Raw genomic sequence first — 17,428 nt, forward strand, 5'->3', positions numbered from 1 at the left:
ATGCCCCGAGGCGATAAATCCAAATACACCGACAAGCAGGAACGCAAGGCCGACCATATTGCCGAAGGCTACGAGAAGCGTGGCGTCTCCGACAAGGAAGCCGAGCGGCGCGCATGGGCGACGGTCAACAAGGACGATGGTGGCGGCAAGAAGGAAGGCGGCTCCGGGCGTGGCAAGCACACGGGTCACCCAGCGGCGCACAAGGGCGGCAAAAGCGGCGGAAAGGCGTCCGCTTCCCGATCGGCCGCCAGCCGGTCCGAATCGGCAAAGAAGGCGGCGGCGACCCGCAAGAGGAACGCCGAACACCACGCCCACTGACCGACCGCGAGGATTGGAACGCCGGCATGAAATCGCGACTCGTCAACGAGGCCAATGGCCAACGGACATTTGTCGTGGTGCTCGACCCAAGCGAGGAAGCGTTCGCTGCACTGACCAGCTTCGCGGTCGAGCAGAAGATCGGCAGCGCCTCCCTGACGGCGATCGGCGCGTTCCAACGGGCCACTGTCGGTTGGTTCGACCTGGAGGCGAAGAGCTATCGAAAAATCCCGATCGATGAACAATGCGAGGTCCTGAGCGCGATCGGTGATGTCGCGACGGACGATGATGGCAAGCCAAGCCTTCATGTCCACGCGGTGCTTGGCTTGAGCGACGGCACGACCAAAGGCGGCCATCTGCTCGAAGGCACCGTTCGGCCGACATTGGAAATCACCGTGGTGGAAGCGCCGGGTCACCTGCGCCGCCGCAAGAGAGCCGAATTCGGCGTGGCTTTGATCGATCTCGGGGCCTGAAGCTGCCGCGGGTGTCGGTTGGCGGGCTTCGCCGCCGGCGCGTGCCCCAGAAAGCGACGTAAGGCAATGACGGACAGCTTTGCCCTACCTCCGGACACGCCCCCCATGGAGGCCAAGGCAGCCGACGCCCTGCCGGATGGGGAGGGCTTTTGGCAATACGAGCCCAAATGGGACGGGTTTCGCTGCCTCGCCTTCAAAGGCGACACGGATGTCGACTTGCGCGCCAAATCCGGCAAACCGCTCGGTCGTTACTTCCCGGAGCTCGTCGCCATGCTGCGGCAAGTCGAGGCCCGCAATTTCGTGGTCGATGGCGAGATCGTCATAGAGATCGAAGGCCAGCTTTCTTTCGACGCGCTGCAGATGCGGCTTCACCCAGCCGAAAGCCGCATCCGCAAGCTGAGCGCGCAAACGCCTGCCCGGCTGATCCTGTTCGACATGCCGGTCGCGCCGGGCGGCACGATCCTGCTCGGTGAGCCGTTGTCGCAACGACGCCGGGCGGTCGAGGGCTTCGTTCAGGACTGCGCCGAGCCTGGCTTGCGGCTCTCGCCCAGCACGACCGATCCGGCGGCCGCCAGACGCTGGCTTGAGGAAGCCGGCCATGGTTCCACCGACGGCGTGGTCGCCAAATTGCTGGCCGACCCCTACCGCCCCGGGGAACGCGCGATGGTCAAGGTCAAACGATTGCGTACGGCCGACTGCGTGGTTGGAGGATTCCGCTATCTGACCGGCAGCAAGGAGGTCGGCTCGCTCCTGCTCGGCCTTTACGACGATAGGGGCAAGCTCGACCATGTCGGCTTTACCTCGACCATCGGCAGGGATGACCGGGCTGGCGTCACCCGAAAGCTGGAAAAGCTGCGTGGCGGACCCGGCTTCACCGGCAAGGCGCCGGGCGGGCCTAGCCGCTGGAGCACGCAGCGCAGCGGCGAATGGGAGCCCCTGCGGCCGGAACTGGTGGTCGAGGTCCGCTTCGACCATGTCACCGGCGACAGGTTCCGGCATGGCACCAAACTGGTGCGCTGGCGGCCGGACAAGGCGCCGCGTCAATGCACCATGCAACAGATCCAGTGACGGAGTTCGTGCCGCGGACGCGCTTGCGAAGCCCGGTCGCGATGAGAGCCGACGCAGCGGTCGCCTCTTTGCGAGATGGCTGGAACAACCGTCCTCACGGCAAGTTGTGCTCCAGCTACACCGCTGGTGGGCTTCACGACAATTGGAGATGACAATCATGGCGACTGCGAAGAAAGCGGCAACGAAAGGGCTTGAAGCCCTGTTTCTCGACGGGCTGAAGGACATCTACTACGCCGAGAAGAAAATCCTGAAGGCGCTGCCGAAAATGGCAAAAGGCGCCGAATCCGAAGATGTTTCGGCAGCATTCGAGAAACACCTGCAGGAAACCGAGGGCCAGGTCGACCGCCTCGAACAGATCTTCGAACTCCTCGACAAGCCGGCCCGGGGCAAGACCTGTCCGGCCATCGACGGCATCATCGAGGAGGGTTCGGAAATCCTTCAGGAATACAAGGGCGACCCCGCGCTGGATGCTGGGCTGGTCGGGGCGGCGCAGGCCGTCGAACACTACGAGATCGCGCGCTACGGGACGCTGATCGCCTGGGCTGAACAGCTCGGCAAGAGCGACGTGGTCAAACTCCTCAACGAGACCCTCGAGGAGGAGACGGCGACCGACGAGGCACTTTCCAGCCTTGGCGAGGGCGGCGTCAACGAGCGTGCCCTGGAACAGGCCGCCTAGCTGGCGAGCTGTTGCCCCGGGCGCTTCAGGCGATCCGGGGCAAACTCCCCGGATTTCGGAGAACGACAATGGACCCCCGCAAAAGAGAGCAACCCGCAGTTCAGACGGAAGACCCGACGGAGACTGAAGGTCCCACGGTAGAGCAGCAGGACTGGGACGCGCTAGCAGGCGCGAAAATCCTTCCGGATGACGTCGAGGTGGAAGACGAGGCCGACGGCGAATTGCCCGAGGAAGATGACGACAACGCCTACCAGGAAAGCGGCGAGGCATTGCCCGACGATGTCGAGGAAGCGGTGCTGTCACGCGATCCTTCAAGGGAAGGCGGCCGCTTCGACGAGGAGTGACCAAACTACGGGCGGATTCCGCTCAGCCGACCGCGTGCATTGGGGGCTCTTCGTTCTCGTCAGGATTGGGTAACGGCGCCTCATCGGGCAATCCTTCCGGCTCCGGTTCGCCGATCGGCTTGGGCTTCCAATTGGGAGCCGGCATGGGTACGTCGCGGTTGGGGTCGGGTTCTCTCGGATCGGGCATCAAATCTGTCTCTCTTTCTTTCGGCGAACTGTGCGGGTCGGCTCTGCCCAGCACGGTCGCATGCAGAGCCCGTCCCGAGCGCTCGGGACGGGCACGGAGCCACACAGGTTGCTAGCGATTCTTGTGGCTTTGCTCGCCAGCTCTCACATGCTGTTCATGGGTTCCGCCACGCGTCGTGCCGGCGCTGTCGCCGCCTTGTTGGCGATGGTTGTCACCGGCCGCCTGCTGCTGACGGCGGTTCTTATCGTCCATGTTCTTGTGGCTCTGCTGGCCTGCTTTCACATGTTGCTCATGGCTACCACCTTGATTGGGCATCTTCTTCTCCTTTGAGTTATGCGAGGCGATCAACCGCCTCAAGGGTCAAAGACGCTGGCGGCCCGGACGTTCCCTCACGTAATATTTCGTGAATCGGACCGCCCATGGGGTAGGCCAGATCAGACGATAAGCTGCTCGATCCTGATCGGAAGATCGCGGATGCGTTTGCCAGTCGCATGGTAGACCGCGCTGGCAACGGCGGCCGCCGTGCCGACATTGCCCAGTTCTCCGAGGCCTTTGACGCCGGCCGGATTGACCTCGTGGTCAATCTCCGGAACCAGAATCACCTGGAGATCCTTGATGTCGGCATTGACCGGCACGAGGTAGTCCTGCAGATCTCGATTGACGTAGCGGGCATAGCGGCTGTCGACCTCGGTCGCCTCATGCAGCGCCTGGCCGATGCCCCAGATCATTCCGCCCATCAGCTGGCTGCGCGCCGTGCGCGTGTTCATGATGCGGCCGGCGGCAAAGGCCCCGACAATGCGCGGCACGCGGATTTCCCTGGTAAGGCGATTGATGCGAACTTCGACGAATTCCGCGCCGAATGCATATTTCACCGAATCCTCGTCCTGCTCGCCGCCGTGAAACTCCGGCTGGCCGGCATAGAGCTTCTTGAGCGCTTCGGGGCTCGCCCCCTTGGGCGCATACTCGGCATACTCCTCGATCGCCCCCACCCGCATGGCTTTCAAGACGTCCCCGACTTTTGCCGAAGCGCCGCCCTTGGCAATGATTTTGCCATCGAGGATATCCAGTTCCTCATTGTGGGCGCCGGCAAGCGCACCACCTTCGCCGCTCGCCGCGGCAAACAGCTTCGTCCTGATCGCGTTGCAGGCCTTGAGCACCGCCGAACAGACGCTTGCCGTGGAGATAGACCCTCCCGACACGGGCGCCGGGGGCAAGGTGCTGTCGCCCATCTCGACGCTCACCCTGTCCATGGCGACACCGAGGCGCTCTGCTGCCATCTGGCCGGCGACCGTGCGCACGCCGGTGCCGATTTCATGCGAGCCGCTCTGGACGCGCACATCGCCGTCGACGGTCAGCCATACGCGCGCAGCGCAGGGAGCCGACGAGGTCGGATAGACTGCCGTCGCGCAACCCATGCCGATCAACCAGTCGCCGTCGTGCATCGATCCGACCTTGGCGTCCCGTTTCGTCCAGCCGAACGCGTCCGCCGCCTGATCGTAGCATTGCATCAGCGAGCGGCTCGAGAACGGCTTTCTCCCGATCGGCTCGGCTTTTGGCTCGTTCACCCTCCGGAACTCCACCGGGTCCATGGCCAGGGCCACCGCCATCTCGTCCATGGCGTTCTCCAGCGCATAGACGTAAGGCGTCTCGGGAGGCGAACGCATGTAGCCGGGCGTGTTGCGGTCCGCCTGGACCAGCGACACGTGCGTAAGCACCGCGCCGTAATCATACATGCGGCCGGTCGCCGACGTTCCCCCGACCACGTAGGGATCGGGGCGCGATGTCACCTCCCAGCCCTCATGCGCGAAAGCGGTTATGCGGCCGTCCTTGTCGGCGCCCATGCGGATCCGGTGCCTGGTCTCGGCGCGATAGGTCTGTGTACCAAACGCCTGCATGCGGCTGACCACGCAACGCACCGGCCGGCCGAGACGCCTTGCCGCAACCGCGACGATCGCCGTGCGGGCCGTCATCGGTCCCTTCGAGCCGAATGCGCCGCCGATGTATGGGCTGACAATGCGAACCTTCGCCGGATCGATCTTCAACTGCCTGGCAAGTTCGGCCTTCCAGCCGGTGACGTTCTGGGACGGCTCATGAATGGTGAGTTGATCGCCCTGCCACATTGCCGTCGTCGAAAACAGTTCGATCGGATTGTGGTGCTGCGTTGGTGTCGAATAGCGTGCATCGATCCTGACCGGAGCAGCGGCATAGGCAACATCGAAATCGCCGACCTTGACGTCTTCCTTGAACATCGGGCTTTTGCCCGCGGCGGCAATGGTCGTTGCTCCAGGGCTGTCGAAGCCCGCACTCGGTTTCTCCTCGGCGTAGTCGGCACGGATCAGCAGCGCAGCCTCCTCCGCCGCCTCGAAGGTCTCGGCGACCACCAAGGCAATGATCTGCCCATCGTGAAAGACCTTCCGGTCATGCAGCGGCGCGATCGAGGCGGCGGCGGTATTGCCGAATTTCGGCTTGTCCACCGCGTCCATGTCGCCATAGGTCACGATGTCGAGCACGCCCGGCACCGCTCGGGCATTGTCCAGGTGAAGTGCCGTCACCGTGCCCCTGGCGATACTGCTGGTGGCCAGCACGCCATAGGCGACATTGGCCGCCGCGAGGTCCGCCGGATAACTCGCCTGGCCGGTCACCTTCAGCCGCCCGTCGATGCGCGGCAGCGGGGCACCCATGTTCTCCTTGGGCTGCGGAGCGGCTGCGTTCATGATCACACCTTCATGTCACGGGTTTCGAGGAGCGCCCGCACCAGCGTCCGTTTGCCAAGCTCGATCTTGAACGCATTGTGGCCGCGCGGCCTGGCATCGGCGAAAGCCGTCTCCGCGGCCGCCCGCGCCATTGCCTCGTCCAGCATCTTGCCGTGCAGGACCGCTTCCGCTTCCCTCGCCCGCCACGGGACCGTGGCGACGCCGCCAAGGGCTATGCGTGCCTCGCGGACGCTGTTGCCGTCGAGGTCGAGAGCGACCGCCGCGGAAGCCAGGGCGAAGGCATAGGATTCGCGGTCACGAACCTTAAGGTAGCGGGAACGCCGGGTCCAAGGACCCGCGGGCACATCGATGGCGGTGATGATCTCGTCAGCGGCGAGGCCGGTCTCGACATGAGGGGTATCGCCGGGCAGGCGATGCAGGTTGGCGAACCGGATTTCGCGCGCGCCGCCAGAACCCTCGACATGGAGGTTGGCGTCAAGGGCAATCAGTGCCTGGGCGAAATCACCATGATAGGTGGCGATGCAGGCGTCACTGACGCCCAGCACCGCGTGTTGCCTATTGAAACCGTCCATTGCCGCGCAGCCCGAACCCGGCTGGCGCTTGTTGCAGGCCCATGAGATCTCCCTGAAATACTCGCACCGCGTCCGTTGCAGCACGTTGCCGGCAAGGCTGGCCATGTTGCGGAGTTGGCCGCTGGCTGCCAGCCTGAGGCTGTCGGCAATGACCGGATAGTGGAGCTTGACGTCTTTATCGTCAGCCGCCTCGCCCATCCGCACCAGCGCGCCGAAACGAACCCCTTCGGTGGTGACGCGGATTTGCCGAAGCGCCGGCTCGGAGAGACGATTGAGATCGAGCAGGCGGTTCGGCCGGGCAACGTCGAGCTTCATGTAGTCGGCCAGATTGGTGCCGCCAGCGATGAATTGCATGTCTGACTGGGTCGGCGGCCGATCCGGCGCGGCAAAGTTCGAAGCGAGGGCGATAGCCGCCGGGATGTTGGCCGGTTGCTCGAGAACGAAAGGACGCATGTCAGGCTCTCCCGGTTTCGTCGCGAGCCTGCACGATCGCGGCCACGATGTTGGGGTATGCGGCGCACCGGCAGATGTTGCCGCTCATGTATTCCCGGATATCGGCCTCGGAACCGGCGTGGCCTTCGTTGACACAGCCGATGGCCGACAGAATCTGGCCCGGCGTGCAATAGCCGCACTGGAAGGCGTCATGGTCGATAAAGGCCTGCTGCATCGGATGCAGGGCGCCGTCGCGCGAGGCGAGCCCCTCCACGGTCGTCACATCCTTGCCCTGCATCATCACCGCGAAGCTCAGGCAGGAGAGGACCCGTTTTCCGTCGACGAGCACGGTGCATGCACCGCATTGCCCATGGTCGCAGCCCTTTTTCGTCCCGGTCAGCCCAACGTGGTCACGCAAGGCGTCGAGCAGGCTGGTCCTGGTGTCGAGCGAAAGCTCGTAAGCTTGCCTGTTGATACGAAGCGAGGTGACGACCGGCTCCCGGAGCTTGGAACGGGACGCGGCCACTTCCTCCGCCTTGGCCTCAGGAGACAGGAGCGGTGCGACCGCAGCGGCCGAAACCGTGCCCGTCATGAAACGTCTCCGGCTGAGGCTAATTGGCTTTGGGACGAGGGTTTCGGACATGGCTCGCTCCTGGGCTGGCTTTCGCCGCTAACCTTTCACTCCGGGCATTGTTCCGAATGCAGTGCGACAAAACCCTGCCTGATCGCGAAAGAGTGATTTTGCTCCGGCATGGCGGTGAGGCGCGGCTAAACCCGATCGAAGCGGCCGCAACGAGGCTTCTTGGTGGAGGGTGGATCGATGAGGGGAAGGCTCGGACTCGCACCGGTGCCGCTGACCCTGGCGGCGGCCACTTGCCGGCATGCCGGCAAGCAAGAAGAACGACGGTCGAGGCGGCATCCTACTCCATGACATGTGGAGTGTGCCGCTTATCCTCCTTCGGATCGACGTCAATACGTGCCTTTTTCGGATCGAAGGCGCCATGACGCGCGATGGCCAGGGCCGCGGTATCCGGCGTCTCATACGCCCACATGAAGTCATCGGCCGAGCCGCCGACAGCATGAACACGCCAATAGCTCGCTGTTCCCTTCAACGGGCACTCGCTGGTGGTGTTGGTCTTCTCGAGGAGGTCGAAATAGATATCCTCGAAGGGGATATAGAAGACCGGCTCATGGCCCTCCTCCCGAAGAATTTTCGCACGGTCGCTTGCGGCGACTATCGCGTCGGAGAACCGGACCGTCACCGTGCCGAGGAATGGTTCTATGCTCATGCCGCCGATAGGGCGCCTGGAAATCGCTTCTGAACCTTGCATCTGAATTCTCCTTGGCCAGCGTCTTGATGGTTGGATGACATTTGTCTTCCACGCGTGAAGTCGAAATGCGCGGCAGTGGATTGAGGTTCCGGTCCCTCCGGAAATCCTGGCGTCCGCAGTCATCAGCCTAGCCGCGCCAGGGGAATGACCGGAGCCTCATCCGTCAGGTCAGCCACGCAAGCGGCAGCGGCGTATAGCAATAGGAAATCACGTTCATTTGGTCGCCGGGGCAGTTGGCTGATCGCCACCGGTCGTCGACTTCGGTCTGGCGTCCTGGTCGACTGGTGGGTTCTTGGTGACGGTGTCGGTGTTGGCCTTCGTCGGCTCGGTGTTGTTGTCACATGCGGTGAGCGCAAGACCCGTTAGAAAGGATAGGAACCTCGTCATCGCCATCTCCTCGGGTTGACACTCGACAAACGAGGTTCCGCGATTTTGGTTGCCGCCGTGGCCACCCCTTCCAAGGGGGAGCCGTTCCCTTCATCGATCGTTTCCGCGATGTATTCAGTAAGATCGCCCACCTCATCCTGGATGTCCTGCGCCGCGATCCCCTCATCTTGCGCATCCGCCACGCACTGATTTGCGAGTTCCTCCGCGGCATCGATGCCGGACATAGGGGTAGGCTCGTCAACGACGTGTTCTTCGATCCAATCCGAAATGAAGTGGGCTGTTCGATTGACGATCAGGTCGGCGTCCTCGGACAACTCCGCTTCGCCCCTGAGCTTATCCCTGGTTGTCGTTCTCATCGGACACACCCGTTCACTTGACCAATTTCAAACGCCGATCGGCCGCAAAAGATGCAGGGAAGGAGGAAAATCGTGATCGGCCGCGCATCGGGAACGGGTGTCTTCATCCCGCGTTGTCAGCCACGCTTTGGACATCAGCGAACCCGGTAATGGCTTTGAAACCACAACGAGGCTCTCCGCCGAACGACAAGCAGCCCTCGCTGATCGATGAGGAAGCAGCCGGCCGCGCGGCCTCGACAACGAAGGACAGCAACGCCGCGGCAGGGCGGGAGCCAGGAAGCCGTGGGCGCGACGCCACGTGGCCATCTCAAATCACTGGGCTGGGGTGGAAGGACATCTTCTGGCGACTTTGGGAAGAGTTCAACAAGGACCGGGTTCTGCTGGTGGCTGCCGGCGCGACCTTCTATCTCCTGCTCGCCTTGTTTCCCGCCCTGGCAGCCTTCATCTCGATCTATGGCTTCGTCGCGGACCCGGTAACGGTCGCCGACCATGTCGCTTACCTCCAGGGATTGCTACCGCAGGGCGGGCTCGATCTTATCCGCGATCAGTTGCAGGCCTTGGCCCGCCAGAAAGCAGGCGCTCTCGGCACAGGCTTTTTCATAGGCCTGACAATCGCCCTCTGGAGCGCCAACAGCGGCATGAAGGCGCTCTTCGACGCGATGAACATCGCCTACGAAGAGCGTGAGAAACGCTCGTTCATTACCCTCAATCTGATGTCGATCCTGTTCACGGTCGGAGCCCTGCTCATCGGCATCGTGCTGCTGCTTACGGTGGGTGTTGTCCCGGCGCTGTTGCGCTTTTTCTACCTTGATGCCTGGACAGAAACCGTGGTTGCGGTATCCCGGTGGCCCATCCTGGTGGTGTCGATCCTGACCGGCATTTCCTTGCTCTACCGTTTCGGGCCAAGCCGGGAACATGCGAAATGGCGATGGTTGAGCTGGGGAGCGCTTGCGGCAACCGCGGCATGGATCATCGCGTCGTGGCTGTTCTCGTTCTACCTCCAGCATTTTGCCAACTATAACGCGACATACGGCTCGCTCGGTGCCGTGGTCGGCCTGATGATGTGGACATGGATTTCAGTCATCATCCTGATCGCCGGCGCCGCCATCAACGCGGAAATGGAACATCAGACGGCCTGTGACTCGACCACAGGCCCGGCGGTTCCCATGGGTGAGCGCGGCGCGGTCGTCGCCGACACATTGGGCAAGACTGCGGACTGATGAAACTTTCAGGTAGATGTCCCATCGTCACCTGCACGAGCGACAAGGTTCGAGCCACTCTCACCAAGTGCGGCTATCGTCTATAAAACGGGAATGCTGGTATTCGGCGCTCCAGGTTGATGGGAGGGCGGTCCTATTGCCCAATCGGGCAGGCCAAAGAGGATGAGCAGCCACACACCGACTGGCTGAAGGGCGTCGCTGCCCATGGCGCTGGCGGGAAGTCAAAACAGGAACCTTTGCCAAGGCTTTGCCGTTGAAACCGCGTTCGCCATCGCGGACATCACCCTTCAGTCTGCTGAAAGCCAGTTCCGTGGATACGAAGCCTCAGAAAAGCGAGCCGGACCCATCCGACGACAGGGCTGGACAAAGCAAGCGTCTCGCCAGCCAGCCAAGTTCGCGGCACGACAAATCGGACGATCGGCAAATGGACGACAGGCCGCAGAAATCGAACCTGCTGGGCTTTCCCAGGCGCCATCCCTATTGGACAGCGGCAATTGTCCTCCTGCTTCTGCTTGTTGCGATGGGTGTAGCGATCTGGTGGCTGAATACGCGTCAGTATGAATCCACCGATGATGCCTTCATCGATGCCCGCACGGTAACGGTGAGCGCCGAGATTGCCGGGCGTATCACCGATGTGGCCGTCACCGACAACCAGCCGGTGCGCAAGGGTGACGTTCTCTTGCGCATCGACGACAGCGACTACCGGGCATCGCTCAGCCAAGCGGATGCCGGCGTAGCCGCCGCTCAGGCCGACATCACCAATGTGGCGGCCCAGATCGAGGCGCAAAATGCCAAGATCGACGCCGCCCAGAAGCAGGTGGCGCTGGCCCAGGCAGCGCTCGACTTCGCCAAGGCCGAAGACCAGCGCAATCGCGAATTGCTGACGAAGGGCACGGTCACGCAGCAGCAGGCGCAGCAGGCTGCATCGACCCTTCGACAGGACCAGGCAACCCTGGACAGCGCCGAGGCGGACGTGGCCGCGGCGAAGAGCCAGGTGACAGTGCTGCAGGCACAGACCAAAAGCGGCGAAGCCAAGCTTCACCAGGCACAGGCCAGCCGGGATCAAGCCCGCACGGCACTGACCCGTACCACTATTACAGCCCCTGTCGCCGGCCGCGCGACAAGCATTTCGGCCGCCATCGGCACCTACACCCAGCCGGGTCAGGTGCTCATGATGTTCGTTCCCAATGAAGTCTGGGTGAAGGCGAACTTCAAGGAAACCCAACTCGACAGGATGCGAACCGGACAGCCGGTCGACATCGATATCGACGCCTATCCGGACAAGACCTTTCATGGCCATGTCGACAGCCTGCAGGCCGGCAGCGGCACCGCCTTCAGCCTGCTGCCCGCCGAAAATGCCACCGGCAATTTCGTCAAGCTGGTGCAGCGTGTGCCGGTCAAGATCGTCTTCGACAACCCGCCCGATGTGCTGCTCGGCCCAGGCCTGTCGGTGGTGCCGACGGTCAAGGTGCGATGAGCCGCGACAACGCCAGCGACCAGGGCGAAAGCCGATCCGCGGCCGGTGAGCGCAATCCCTGGCTCATCGCCATCATTGTCTCCATTGCCACCTTCATGCTGGTGCTCGACACCTCGATCGCCAATGTGGCGCTGCCCAACATCGCCGGCAGCCTGGCTGCCGGCATGGATGAAAGTACCTGGGTCATCACCACCTATCTGGTCGCCAACTCCGTGATCATTCCAATCAGTGGGTGGCTGGCCAGCGTGATCGGCCGCAAGCGCTACTACATGCTTTGCGTCGCGACGTTTACCCTGGCATCGCTGCTGTGCGGGCTGGCGCCCAATCTCGAGATGCTCATCGTCTTCAGGATCCTGCAGGGCCTCGGCGGCGGCGGCATGGCGCCAAGCGAGCAATCCATCCTGGCCGACACCTTTCCGCCTGAAAAGCGCTCGCAGGCATTTGCCCTCTACGGCATCGCCGTCATCGTCGCGCCGACGGTCGGGCCGACCATCGGCGGCTGGCTGACCGACAATTTTTCGTGGCACTGGATCTTCTTCATCAACGTGCCGTTCGGCATCATGTCACTGGCGTTGGTGCAGTGGCTGCTGGTCGAACCGGAGGTACTCGAACGCGAACGCCAGCAGCGGCTGAAAGGAGGTCTCAGGATCGACTGGGTCGGATTCATCCTGGTGGCGACCGCGCTCGGCTGCCTCGAAATCTTTCTCGACGAGGCCAGCGCAACGACTGGTTCGCGTCGAGCTTCATCACGACTTTCGCCATTATCTCGGCGATCTCCTTCGCCCTGCTGATCCCATGGGAATTCCGCCACCGCGATCCGATCGTCGACATGCGCCTGCTGTTCACCCGCCAGTTCGGTACATCCTTCCTAGTGATGATGGCGGTCGGTGCGGTGCTGTTCAGCACCACGCAGCTGATGCCCCAGCTGCAGCAGACCGCCTTCGACTACACGGCGACGCTATCGGGCCTGTCGATGATGCCGGGCGGCATCGCCATGCTGATGCTCATGCCGATTTCGGGATTTGCCGCCGGCATCGTCCAGCCAAAATACCTGATCATGGCGGGCATGGCGGTGGTGGCGATCGGCCTGTGGCATATGACTTCGCTTACGCCCGACGCCAGCTTCAGCTTCTTTGCCTTTGCCCGCATCTTCCTGATGATCGGATTGCCGTTCCTGTTTATCCCGATTTCGACCGCGGCATATGTCGGTCTGGCGCCGCAAAAGACCAACCAGGCCTCGGCCTTGATCAATGTTGCCCGCAATATCGGCGGCAGCATCGGCGTGTCGCTCTCCAACACTGTGATCGCCCAGAACGCACAACTCCATCAGGCGAACCTTGTCGGCCACACCGCGCAATCGTCGCCCGCCTACCAGCAGGTGGTACGGCAGGCGACCGAGCACTTCGTCGCCGAGGGTTCCTCGATGCTCCAGGCCAAGCAGCAGGCCATTGGCTGGATCGGGCAGTTGATCGCCCGCCAGGCTTCACTGCTCGCCTATATCGACGTCTTTCGTTACTGCGCGGTGGCAACGGCGCTGCTGGTTCCTCTCGCCCTTCTGCTGCGGTCTTCGCAAGGAAACCCGACCGGCAATAGCCGGGAGGCGTCTGGACCTCCTGGATGACAGGAACCGATCGCCGGCCGGTCCGCACCGCGAACCGCTCCAAGCGGAACGGATCGTCTTCTTGCCGGTTGTGAAGGAAAGGAGATTTCCCATGTCAGACGGTATCATGTGGCTAATCGTCGTCGCCGGCGGGCCAGCGTTGCTGGTCATACTGATTGCCTATGTCCTGGTAACCCGCCGTAACCGTGGTCCGGTTGAACGCAGGGAAAGCGACCGCGCTACCGACCAGCTCTATCGCGAGGACGATCGGCGATAGCTTGCGCATTGGCGGTGTAGGAGGTCGTCGCTGACATGCAACGACCTCCCCTTGGTCTCACCGCATCAAGCACCGCCTCAGGAACGCAAAGAGCCTGTTCCCGCTGATCGTTGCACGGACCCGAGCTGCGGCCCATCGGGCTTTCATGGTGGCACCGACGTGGCAATCACAGACAATGTCGTGGAGTTGCCAGTCGCTCAATTCGAAGAAGCGCTTTGCCTCGCCGTATGTGTCGTCCCCCAGCCCCGATGCACGCAAGATCGGGTCTTCGAAGGCAACCGCGAGTGCCGATCCTTCCCCACGTGCGATGGCCCGTGCTTCAGGACGCAAATGTTCCGTGCCGGTTAGCGCACCGAGGCATCGTTCGGGATTTTGCTCGAGAAGTTCAGCCCAACGCGCGATGCGTTCATTACGTGTCATTACCGAAAACGGCGCCAGCGGCTCAATCCTGGCGACGGTTTGGAGCTGGTCGAGTGTCTGATGTTTCATGGTCGGCTCCTGTCTGAGAGGGAGAAGCACCCACGCCTTCTGAAGAAATTATCGCCCGGCAGGGCTTCGACAAGACGGAGGTTTGACGAATTCGCCGCTGGCGACGAACTCCAAAAATAATGTCGCGGGCAAACAACCGTGATCAGCTCGCACTATCGCGCCGCCACTTCCTGGCAGAGCGTTCCAACTGAATGCTCGCACGATGCCGTGGCGTCAGAGTTCCAGCAGGGCATAGGGGCGGCCGTTCGGTTTGGCCACGTGCATGGCGACGTTGTAAACCTTGGCGCCGCCGGGCGTTTGGCCTTCATAGGAGCCGCGATGCGCGTGACCGTGCACAACGGCGCTGACCTTGAACCGATCGATCGTCTCGGCAAGGCGTGAAGAGCCAAGAAACGGAAATATCTCCAGCGGTTCTCCCTCGACGGTCTCAGCGATCGGCGCGTAGTGGAGGACCACGAGCGTCCGCTTCGCCCGTACCTGGCGCATCGCGTTTTCGAGGCGCATTGCCTCGTTGACACTTTCCGAGACCATCGCCTTGATCGCGGGTTCGCCGAAGGAGCCGAGCATGCGCGATCCGAAGCCACCGACGAACCCTTTCACGCCGACGAAGCCGACCTCCTCGATTTCGACCGCATGGCCATCGAGAAGGTGAACATGCGCCTGGCGTAGGATGTTTGCGACGTCGTCCACCGCGCCGGATTCGTAGTCGTGGTTGCCGAGCACCGCCACCACGGGGATCGAGCAGTTGCGCAGGTCCTCGGCGAGCATCTCCGCCTCACGAGGCTTGCCGAGATTGGTGAGATCTCCCGTCAGGACGAGAATCTCGGCTTCCCTCGATATCTCGCCGAAGAGATCGCGATACGAGGTTCGGGGATCTTCCCTGACATGCAAATCCCCCATGGCAGCAACTCTGAGCGTCCCTGCGTTATCCTTCGGCGCGGCGTTCTCCAGGCGGTCAGGCATCACGAAAATCTCCCACGCCGCCGACGCCGGCGAAGCCCCATTCCTTGACATCGATCTCGTAGTCGGTTTGCGACAGCAGCCGCCCGCGGCAGATCTTCATCCTGGGGGACGGCAATTGCCGTTGCTTGGCGAGGCGGTCGAGGAGTTCATCGAGGAGCCATGCCGGGATGTGATCGCGCTCGCTTGGGTAAATCCATCTGAAGTTGATGAGCTGCATCAGCAGGACCTCCCAATGAACCTCCAGATAGGAAAGCAGCCGGTGCCAATCTATCTGGTCGTGTGCCTTGAGGATCGTGTGGGCGATATCGGCGCCGTCGTGCCGGCCCCTGTCTTGGATGAAGCATTTGGACCAGATGAGTTCGGTCGGGCCGATGATCCGTACACGGCTGCCCAGCAACTCGGTCTGTCTGGCGTGCTCCAGCCATCGATCGCCAACAGGCATCATGCCGTTGGCCGATCCGAAGATGACGTCGAAGAAATGCCTGCCCTTGAACACCTTGCCAAGCCACCGGTCGTCCACGATTTCGACGGCATATCCAAGCTCCTTGAAATGGGCGAGGATCCGCGCGTAGTCACCGGCCTTGCAGAAGATATCGAGATCCTTAGTCTGGCGAGTGACGCCGGTATAGGCGCTTACCGCATAGGTTCCAGCGACCAGAAAGGGAATGTCCGTGGCGGTGAGCTCGCGGACGGCTTCCATGTAGAACACCTCCGCCCCGGCGTGCTTAAGCGTCGGCGCCGCCTTTGCATTGATCAACGGGAGCGAAACCAGGACGTCTTCGCGTGATCGATCGGTGGTCATCAATGATGGCTCCTAGCCGCCAACCGACAAGTCGGCCGCTGGGACAACAACGTCGACCCCTCCATGGTTCCGCCTTGCGGGCGGGGTCGGTTTCGTCATGGAGCGATCCGTTCCGAGCGGCGGAGATTCCGCAGGCAACATGGCTTCAAACGCGATCGAACCCAGCCCGATACCCTCGAGATGGATTCGATGGTGCTTAAACGCCGCAAAGCGCCCCTGCATGCGCGGCAAGATCGATTTCCGCGACCTCGTCGCTGCGTGCCAGTCAGAGGAACGTGAGCCGCTTTCAGGGCCGATTGATTGCACGTCCGCCGTCGCGATCGATCTCGCCCGGCACGTATTCGCCTGCATTGGCATCGAAGCCGGTCCAGCCGTCGGCCTCGTACGATCTGCGGCGTTCGGCCAGGTCCACCGATCGGGATTGCCCCAAAATCTGCTCGGCATTCGGCACGAGTTCGTCCTCCACCTTGGCCGTCACCAAGGTACCGCCGCGGCGTACACCTTCCGCATAGACGTGCGCATCGCGCTCGGGCACGCCCGATTCCGTCAGAGCGCCAACGATGCCGCCGGCCGCTCCACCGGCCACGGCACCGGCAACCGCACCGGCGGCGGTGGCGGCGAGCCATCCGGCCGCGACCACCGGGCCAACACCCGGGATGGCCATGACGCCAAGTCCCGTGAGCAACCCCCCGGCGCCGCCGATCACGGCTCCGATTCCGGCACCGCTGCCAGCGTCTTCAGCGGCCTCGGAACGATTTGCGTCGTACCAGTCATCCGAGTTGTTGGCGACGATGCTAATGTTGGAATGCGGGACTCCCGTTGCCTCAAGCTCGCCGACCGCATCGGCCGCGTCGTCATAATTGTCGAACAGTCCAGTTACGGTTTTCATGTGATTTCTCCTGATCCACGCTCACTTGCTTGCGGCAACCACGTTGCCCTGGTAGTCGACGCCAACGTTGAGGTTTTCGCCTCCCTTGGCCGCCTGGCCGCGCCAGATGCCCTGATCGTCCTTGGTCAGCTTCGACACGTTCGAATATCCGGCGTTCTCGATACGGCTCTTGGCCTGGGCTTCGGTGAAGCTGTTTGCACCAGGAACGAGGGCGGCGGCGTTGGGAGTATTGTCGGTCTTCACCGCCGGCGTTGTCGCTCCCGTAACGGAATCTTGCCCGGCGGCGATCTTTTCGATCGCCTGCTGGTGCATCTTCAGCGTGCCGACCGTTTGCTGGGCAAAAGTCTTGAGCGCGGCGTTGTCACCCCCGCTGGCATAATCCTCGAACAGCTTGACGGCTTCGTCATGCGCCTTGCGCTGCGCGTCGACATAGGCCGGATCAATCGGCCCCTGCGCGTTCTTGAGTTTATCCAGATCGCCCTGATGCTGAGCGTCGAGCGCTGAGGGCACCTTCAGTTTTTGTTCGCCGGCGACCGCTTGCAGCTTGGTGTTGGCGGCGCCGTGGTCCCGGATCATCATCTGGGCAAAATCCTTGATGCGCTGGTCCTGGGCCTTGCCCAAGGCAATCTGACTCGAGTCCACTTCGAACTTGCCGCCGACGGCAGCCTTGTCGACAAAATCCTGGGCGCTGTCGGCCGCGAAGGCAGGCATTGCGAGAACCGTGGAAGCAACCGCGAGGGATGCGAGAAGGTGTCGTGTTTTCATCGGCTTTGTCCTTGTCGGTGAGCGAATTTGCGCTGCGTCCTAACAAGCCAAGATGCGCTTTGTTCCGCTCTCCAGGCCCCATGCCGCTAGA

General features: G+C 62.5%; 21 protein-coding genes and 1 pseudogene. 9 read left to right on the forward strand and 13 right to left on the reverse strand.

Features of this window, described 5'->3' with window-relative positions; all coding sequences use genetic code 11:
• The 5 genes from LB516_RS13325 (at position 1) to LB516_RS13345 (ending at position 2,876) form a co-directional block, all read left to right on the forward strand.
• Positions 1–318 (forward strand): hypothetical protein, encoded by a 318-nt coding sequence (locus LB516_RS13325; protein WP_015319105.1) that lies wholly within the window; start codon positions 1–3, stop codon positions 316–318.
• Between the two features lie 26 nt (positions 319–344).
• Complete coding sequence (locus tag LB516_RS13330) at positions 345–788, forward strand: PPC domain-containing DNA-binding protein (RefSeq protein WP_224719705.1); 444 nt, start codon at positions 345–347, stop codon at positions 786–788.
• Between the two features lie 66 nt (positions 789–854).
• Positions 855–1,856 (forward strand): ATP-dependent DNA ligase, encoded by a 1,002-nt coding sequence (locus LB516_RS13335; RefSeq protein ID WP_224719706.1) that lies wholly within the window; start codon positions 855–857, stop codon positions 1,854–1,856.
• A 157-nt stretch (positions 1,857–2,013) separates the two neighbouring features.
• Positions 2,014–2,532: a ferritin-like domain-containing protein gene (locus LB516_RS13340; protein ID WP_015319108.1), complete on the forward strand. Its 519-nt coding sequence runs from the start codon at positions 2,014–2,016 to the stop codon at positions 2,530–2,532.
• 68 nt (positions 2,533–2,600) lie between these two features.
• Positions 2,601–2,876, forward strand: coding sequence for a hypothetical protein (locus LB516_RS13345; protein WP_224719707.1), 276 nt, complete (start codon positions 2,601–2,603; stop codon positions 2,874–2,876).
• A 22-nt stretch (positions 2,877–2,898) separates the two neighbouring features.
• Here LB516_RS13345 and LB516_RS13350 read toward each other — a convergent pair whose 3' ends face one another.
• The 8 genes from LB516_RS13350 to LB516_RS13385 form a co-directional block, all read right to left on the reverse strand.
• Complete coding sequence (locus LB516_RS13350; protein WP_015319110.1) at positions 2,899–3,063, reverse strand: hypothetical protein; 165 nt, start codon at positions 3,061–3,063, stop codon at positions 2,899–2,901.
• Positions 3,064–3,174: 111 nt separating this feature from the next.
• On the reverse strand, positions 3,175–3,378 hold the full coding sequence (locus tag LB516_RS13355; protein WP_140661611.1) for a hypothetical protein: 204 nt from the start codon (positions 3,376–3,378) through the stop codon (positions 3,175–3,177).
• A 119-nt stretch (positions 3,379–3,497) separates the two neighbouring features.
• Positions 3,498–5,777 carry a xanthine dehydrogenase family protein molybdopterin-binding subunit gene (locus LB516_RS13360; RefSeq protein WP_224595361.1) on the reverse strand — a complete coding sequence of 760 codons (2,280 nt, stop codon included), beginning with the start codon at positions 5,775–5,777 and terminating at the stop codon, positions 3,498–3,500.
• Between the two features lie 2 nt (positions 5,778–5,779).
• Positions 5,780–6,802 (reverse strand): FAD binding domain-containing protein, encoded by a 1,023-nt coding sequence (locus tag LB516_RS13365; RefSeq protein WP_140724296.1) that lies wholly within the window; start codon positions 6,800–6,802, stop codon positions 5,780–5,782.
• 1 nt (position 6,803) lies between these two features.
• Positions 6,804–7,424, reverse strand: a complete 621-nt coding sequence (locus LB516_RS13370; protein ID WP_015319114.1) for a (2Fe-2S)-binding protein — start codon at positions 7,422–7,424, stop codon at positions 6,804–6,806.
• A 277-nt stretch (positions 7,425–7,701) separates the two neighbouring features.
• Positions 7,702–8,112 carry a DUF427 domain-containing protein gene (locus LB516_RS13375; protein ID WP_015319115.1) on the reverse strand — a complete coding sequence of 137 codons (411 nt, stop codon included), beginning with the start codon at positions 8,110–8,112 and terminating at the stop codon, positions 7,702–7,704.
• Between the two features lie 213 nt (positions 8,113–8,325).
• Positions 8,326–8,499, reverse strand: coding sequence for a hypothetical protein (locus LB516_RS13380; RefSeq protein ID WP_224719708.1), 174 nt, complete (start codon positions 8,497–8,499; stop codon positions 8,326–8,328).
• Positions 8,496–8,855 (reverse strand): hypothetical protein, encoded by a 360-nt coding sequence (locus LB516_RS13385; RefSeq protein WP_224582636.1) that lies wholly within the window; start codon positions 8,853–8,855, stop codon positions 8,496–8,498. Before LB516_RS13385 ends, LB516_RS13380 begins: the two co-directional genes overlap by 4 nt.
• Before the next feature lie 149 nt (positions 8,856–9,004).
• On the opposite strand from LB516_RS13385, the gene LB516_RS13390 reads away from it, so the two are divergent.
• The 4 genes and pseudogenes from LB516_RS13390 (at position 9,005) to LB516_RS13405 (ending at position 13,429) form a co-directional block, all read left to right on the forward strand.
• Positions 9,005–10,075: a YihY/virulence factor BrkB family protein gene (locus tag LB516_RS13390; protein WP_140617522.1), complete on the forward strand. Its 1,071-nt coding sequence runs from the start codon at positions 9,005–9,007 to the stop codon at positions 10,073–10,075.
• A gap of 424 nt (positions 10,076–10,499) precedes the next feature.
• Positions 10,500–11,552: an HlyD family secretion protein gene (locus tag LB516_RS13395; protein ID WP_224719709.1), complete on the forward strand. Its 1,053-nt coding sequence runs from the start codon at positions 10,500–10,502 to the stop codon at positions 11,550–11,552.
• Positions 11,549–13,173, forward strand: a pseudogene (locus tag LB516_RS13400) (DHA2 family efflux MFS transporter permease subunit). Before LB516_RS13395 ends, LB516_RS13400 begins: the two are co-directional and overlap by 4 nt.
• 91 nt (positions 13,174–13,264) lie before the next feature.
• A complete protein-coding gene (locus LB516_RS13405) occupies positions 13,265–13,429 on the forward strand; it encodes a hypothetical protein (protein ID WP_015319121.1) in 165 nt (54 codons plus the stop codon).
• Positions 13,430–13,486: 57 nt separating this feature from the next.
• On the opposite strand, the gene LB516_RS13410 is transcribed toward LB516_RS13405, so the two are convergent.
• The 5 genes from LB516_RS13410 to LB516_RS13430 all read right to left on the reverse strand — a co-directional run bounded on the left by LB516_RS13410 (position 13,487) and on the right by LB516_RS13430 (position 17,337).
• Positions 13,487–13,918: a hypothetical protein gene (locus LB516_RS13410; protein WP_023771244.1), complete on the reverse strand. Its 432-nt coding sequence runs from the start codon at positions 13,916–13,918 to the stop codon at positions 13,487–13,489.
• A gap of 213 nt (positions 13,919–14,131) precedes the next feature.
• Positions 14,132–14,881 (reverse strand): metallophosphoesterase, encoded by a 750-nt coding sequence (locus tag LB516_RS13415; RefSeq protein WP_224683400.1) that lies wholly within the window; start codon positions 14,879–14,881, stop codon positions 14,132–14,134.
• Positions 14,874–15,683 carry a hypothetical protein gene (locus tag LB516_RS13420; protein WP_015319124.1) on the reverse strand — a complete coding sequence of 270 codons (810 nt, stop codon included), beginning with the start codon at positions 15,681–15,683 and terminating at the stop codon, positions 14,874–14,876. The genes LB516_RS13415 and LB516_RS13420 overlap by 8 nt, the downstream gene beginning before the upstream one ends.
• Before the next feature lie 286 nt (positions 15,684–15,969).
• Positions 15,970–16,572 (reverse strand): general stress protein, encoded by a 603-nt coding sequence (locus LB516_RS13425; protein ID WP_224719710.1) that lies wholly within the window; start codon positions 16,570–16,572, stop codon positions 15,970–15,972.
• A 21-nt stretch (positions 16,573–16,593) separates the two neighbouring features.
• On the reverse strand, positions 16,594–17,337 hold the full coding sequence (locus tag LB516_RS13430) for a DUF4142 domain-containing protein (RefSeq protein WP_015319126.1): 744 nt from the start codon (positions 17,335–17,337) through the stop codon (positions 16,594–16,596).
• Positions 17,338–17,428 lie beyond the last annotated feature (91 nt).

It is taken from the genome of Mesorhizobium sp. CO1-1-7, assembly GCF_020164885.1.
Taxonomy (GTDB): Bacteria; Pseudomonadota; Alphaproteobacteria; order Rhizobiales; family Rhizobiaceae; genus Mesorhizobium; species Mesorhizobium australicum.

Coding starts and splice junctions, on each gene's coding strand:
- LB516_RS13415 (WP_224683400.1), bottom strand. CDS start 14,881: ATGCCTGACCGCCTGGAGAACGCCGCGCCGAAGGATAACGCAGGGACG.
- LB516_RS13375 (WP_015319115.1), bottom strand. CDS start 8,112: ATGCAAGGTTCAGAAGCGATTTCCAGGCGCCCTATCGGCGGCATGAGC.
- LB516_RS13430 (WP_015319126.1), bottom strand. CDS start 17,337: ATGAAAACACGACACCTTCTCGCATCCCTCGCGGTTGCTTCCACGGTT.
- LB516_RS13370 (WP_015319114.1), bottom strand. CDS start 7,424: ATGTCCGAAACCCTCGTCCCAAAGCCAATTAGCCTCAGCCGGAGACGT.
- LB516_RS13355 (WP_140661611.1), bottom strand. CDS start 3,378: ATGCCCAATCAAGGTGGTAGCCATGAGCAACATGTGAAAGCAGGCCAG.
- LB516_RS13390 (WP_140617522.1), top strand. CDS start 9,005: ATGGCTTTGAAACCACAACGAGGCTCTCCGCCGAACGACAAGCAGCCC.
- LB516_RS13365 (WP_140724296.1), bottom strand. CDS start 6,802: ATGCGTCCTTTCGTTCTCGAGCAACCGGCCAACATCCCGGCGGCTATC.
- LB516_RS13345 (WP_224719707.1), top strand. CDS start 2,601: ATGGACCCCCGCAAAAGAGAGCAACCCGCAGTTCAGACGGAAGACCCG.
- LB516_RS13405 (WP_015319121.1), top strand. CDS start 13,265: ATGTCAGACGGTATCATGTGGCTAATCGTCGTCGCCGGCGGGCCAGCG.
- LB516_RS13340 (WP_015319108.1), top strand. CDS start 2,014: ATGGCGACTGCGAAGAAAGCGGCAACGAAAGGGCTTGAAGCCCTGTTT.
- LB516_RS13420 (WP_015319124.1), bottom strand. CDS start 15,683: ATGACCACCGATCGATCACGCGAAGACGTCCTGGTTTCGCTCCCGTTG.
- LB516_RS13325 (WP_015319105.1), top strand. CDS start 1: ATGCCCCGAGGCGATAAATCCAAATACACCGACAAGCAGGAACGCAAG.
- LB516_RS13410 (WP_023771244.1), bottom strand. CDS start 13,918: ATGAAACATCAGACACTCGACCAGCTCCAAACCGTCGCCAGGATTGAG.
- LB516_RS13380 (WP_224719708.1), bottom strand. CDS start 8,499: ATGACGAGGTTCCTATCCTTTCTAACGGGTCTTGCGCTCACCGCATGT.
- LB516_RS13335 (WP_224719706.1), top strand. CDS start 855: ATGACGGACAGCTTTGCCCTACCTCCGGACACGCCCCCCATGGAGGCC.
- LB516_RS13395 (WP_224719709.1), top strand. CDS start 10,500: ATGGACGACAGGCCGCAGAAATCGAACCTGCTGGGCTTTCCCAGGCGC.
- LB516_RS13360 (WP_224595361.1), bottom strand. CDS start 5,777: ATGAACGCAGCCGCTCCGCAGCCCAAGGAGAACATGGGTGCCCCGCTG.
- LB516_RS13385 (WP_224582636.1), bottom strand. CDS start 8,855: ATGAGAACGACAACCAGGGATAAGCTCAGGGGCGAAGCGGAGTTGTCC.
- LB516_RS13330 (WP_224719705.1), top strand. CDS start 345: ATGAAATCGCGACTCGTCAACGAGGCCAATGGCCAACGGACATTTGTC.
- LB516_RS13425 (WP_224719710.1), bottom strand. CDS start 16,572: ATGAAAACCGTAACTGGACTGTTCGACAATTATGACGACGCGGCCGAT.
- LB516_RS13350 (WP_015319110.1), bottom strand. CDS start 3,063: ATGCCCGATCCGAGAGAACCCGACCCCAACCGCGACGTACCCATGCCG.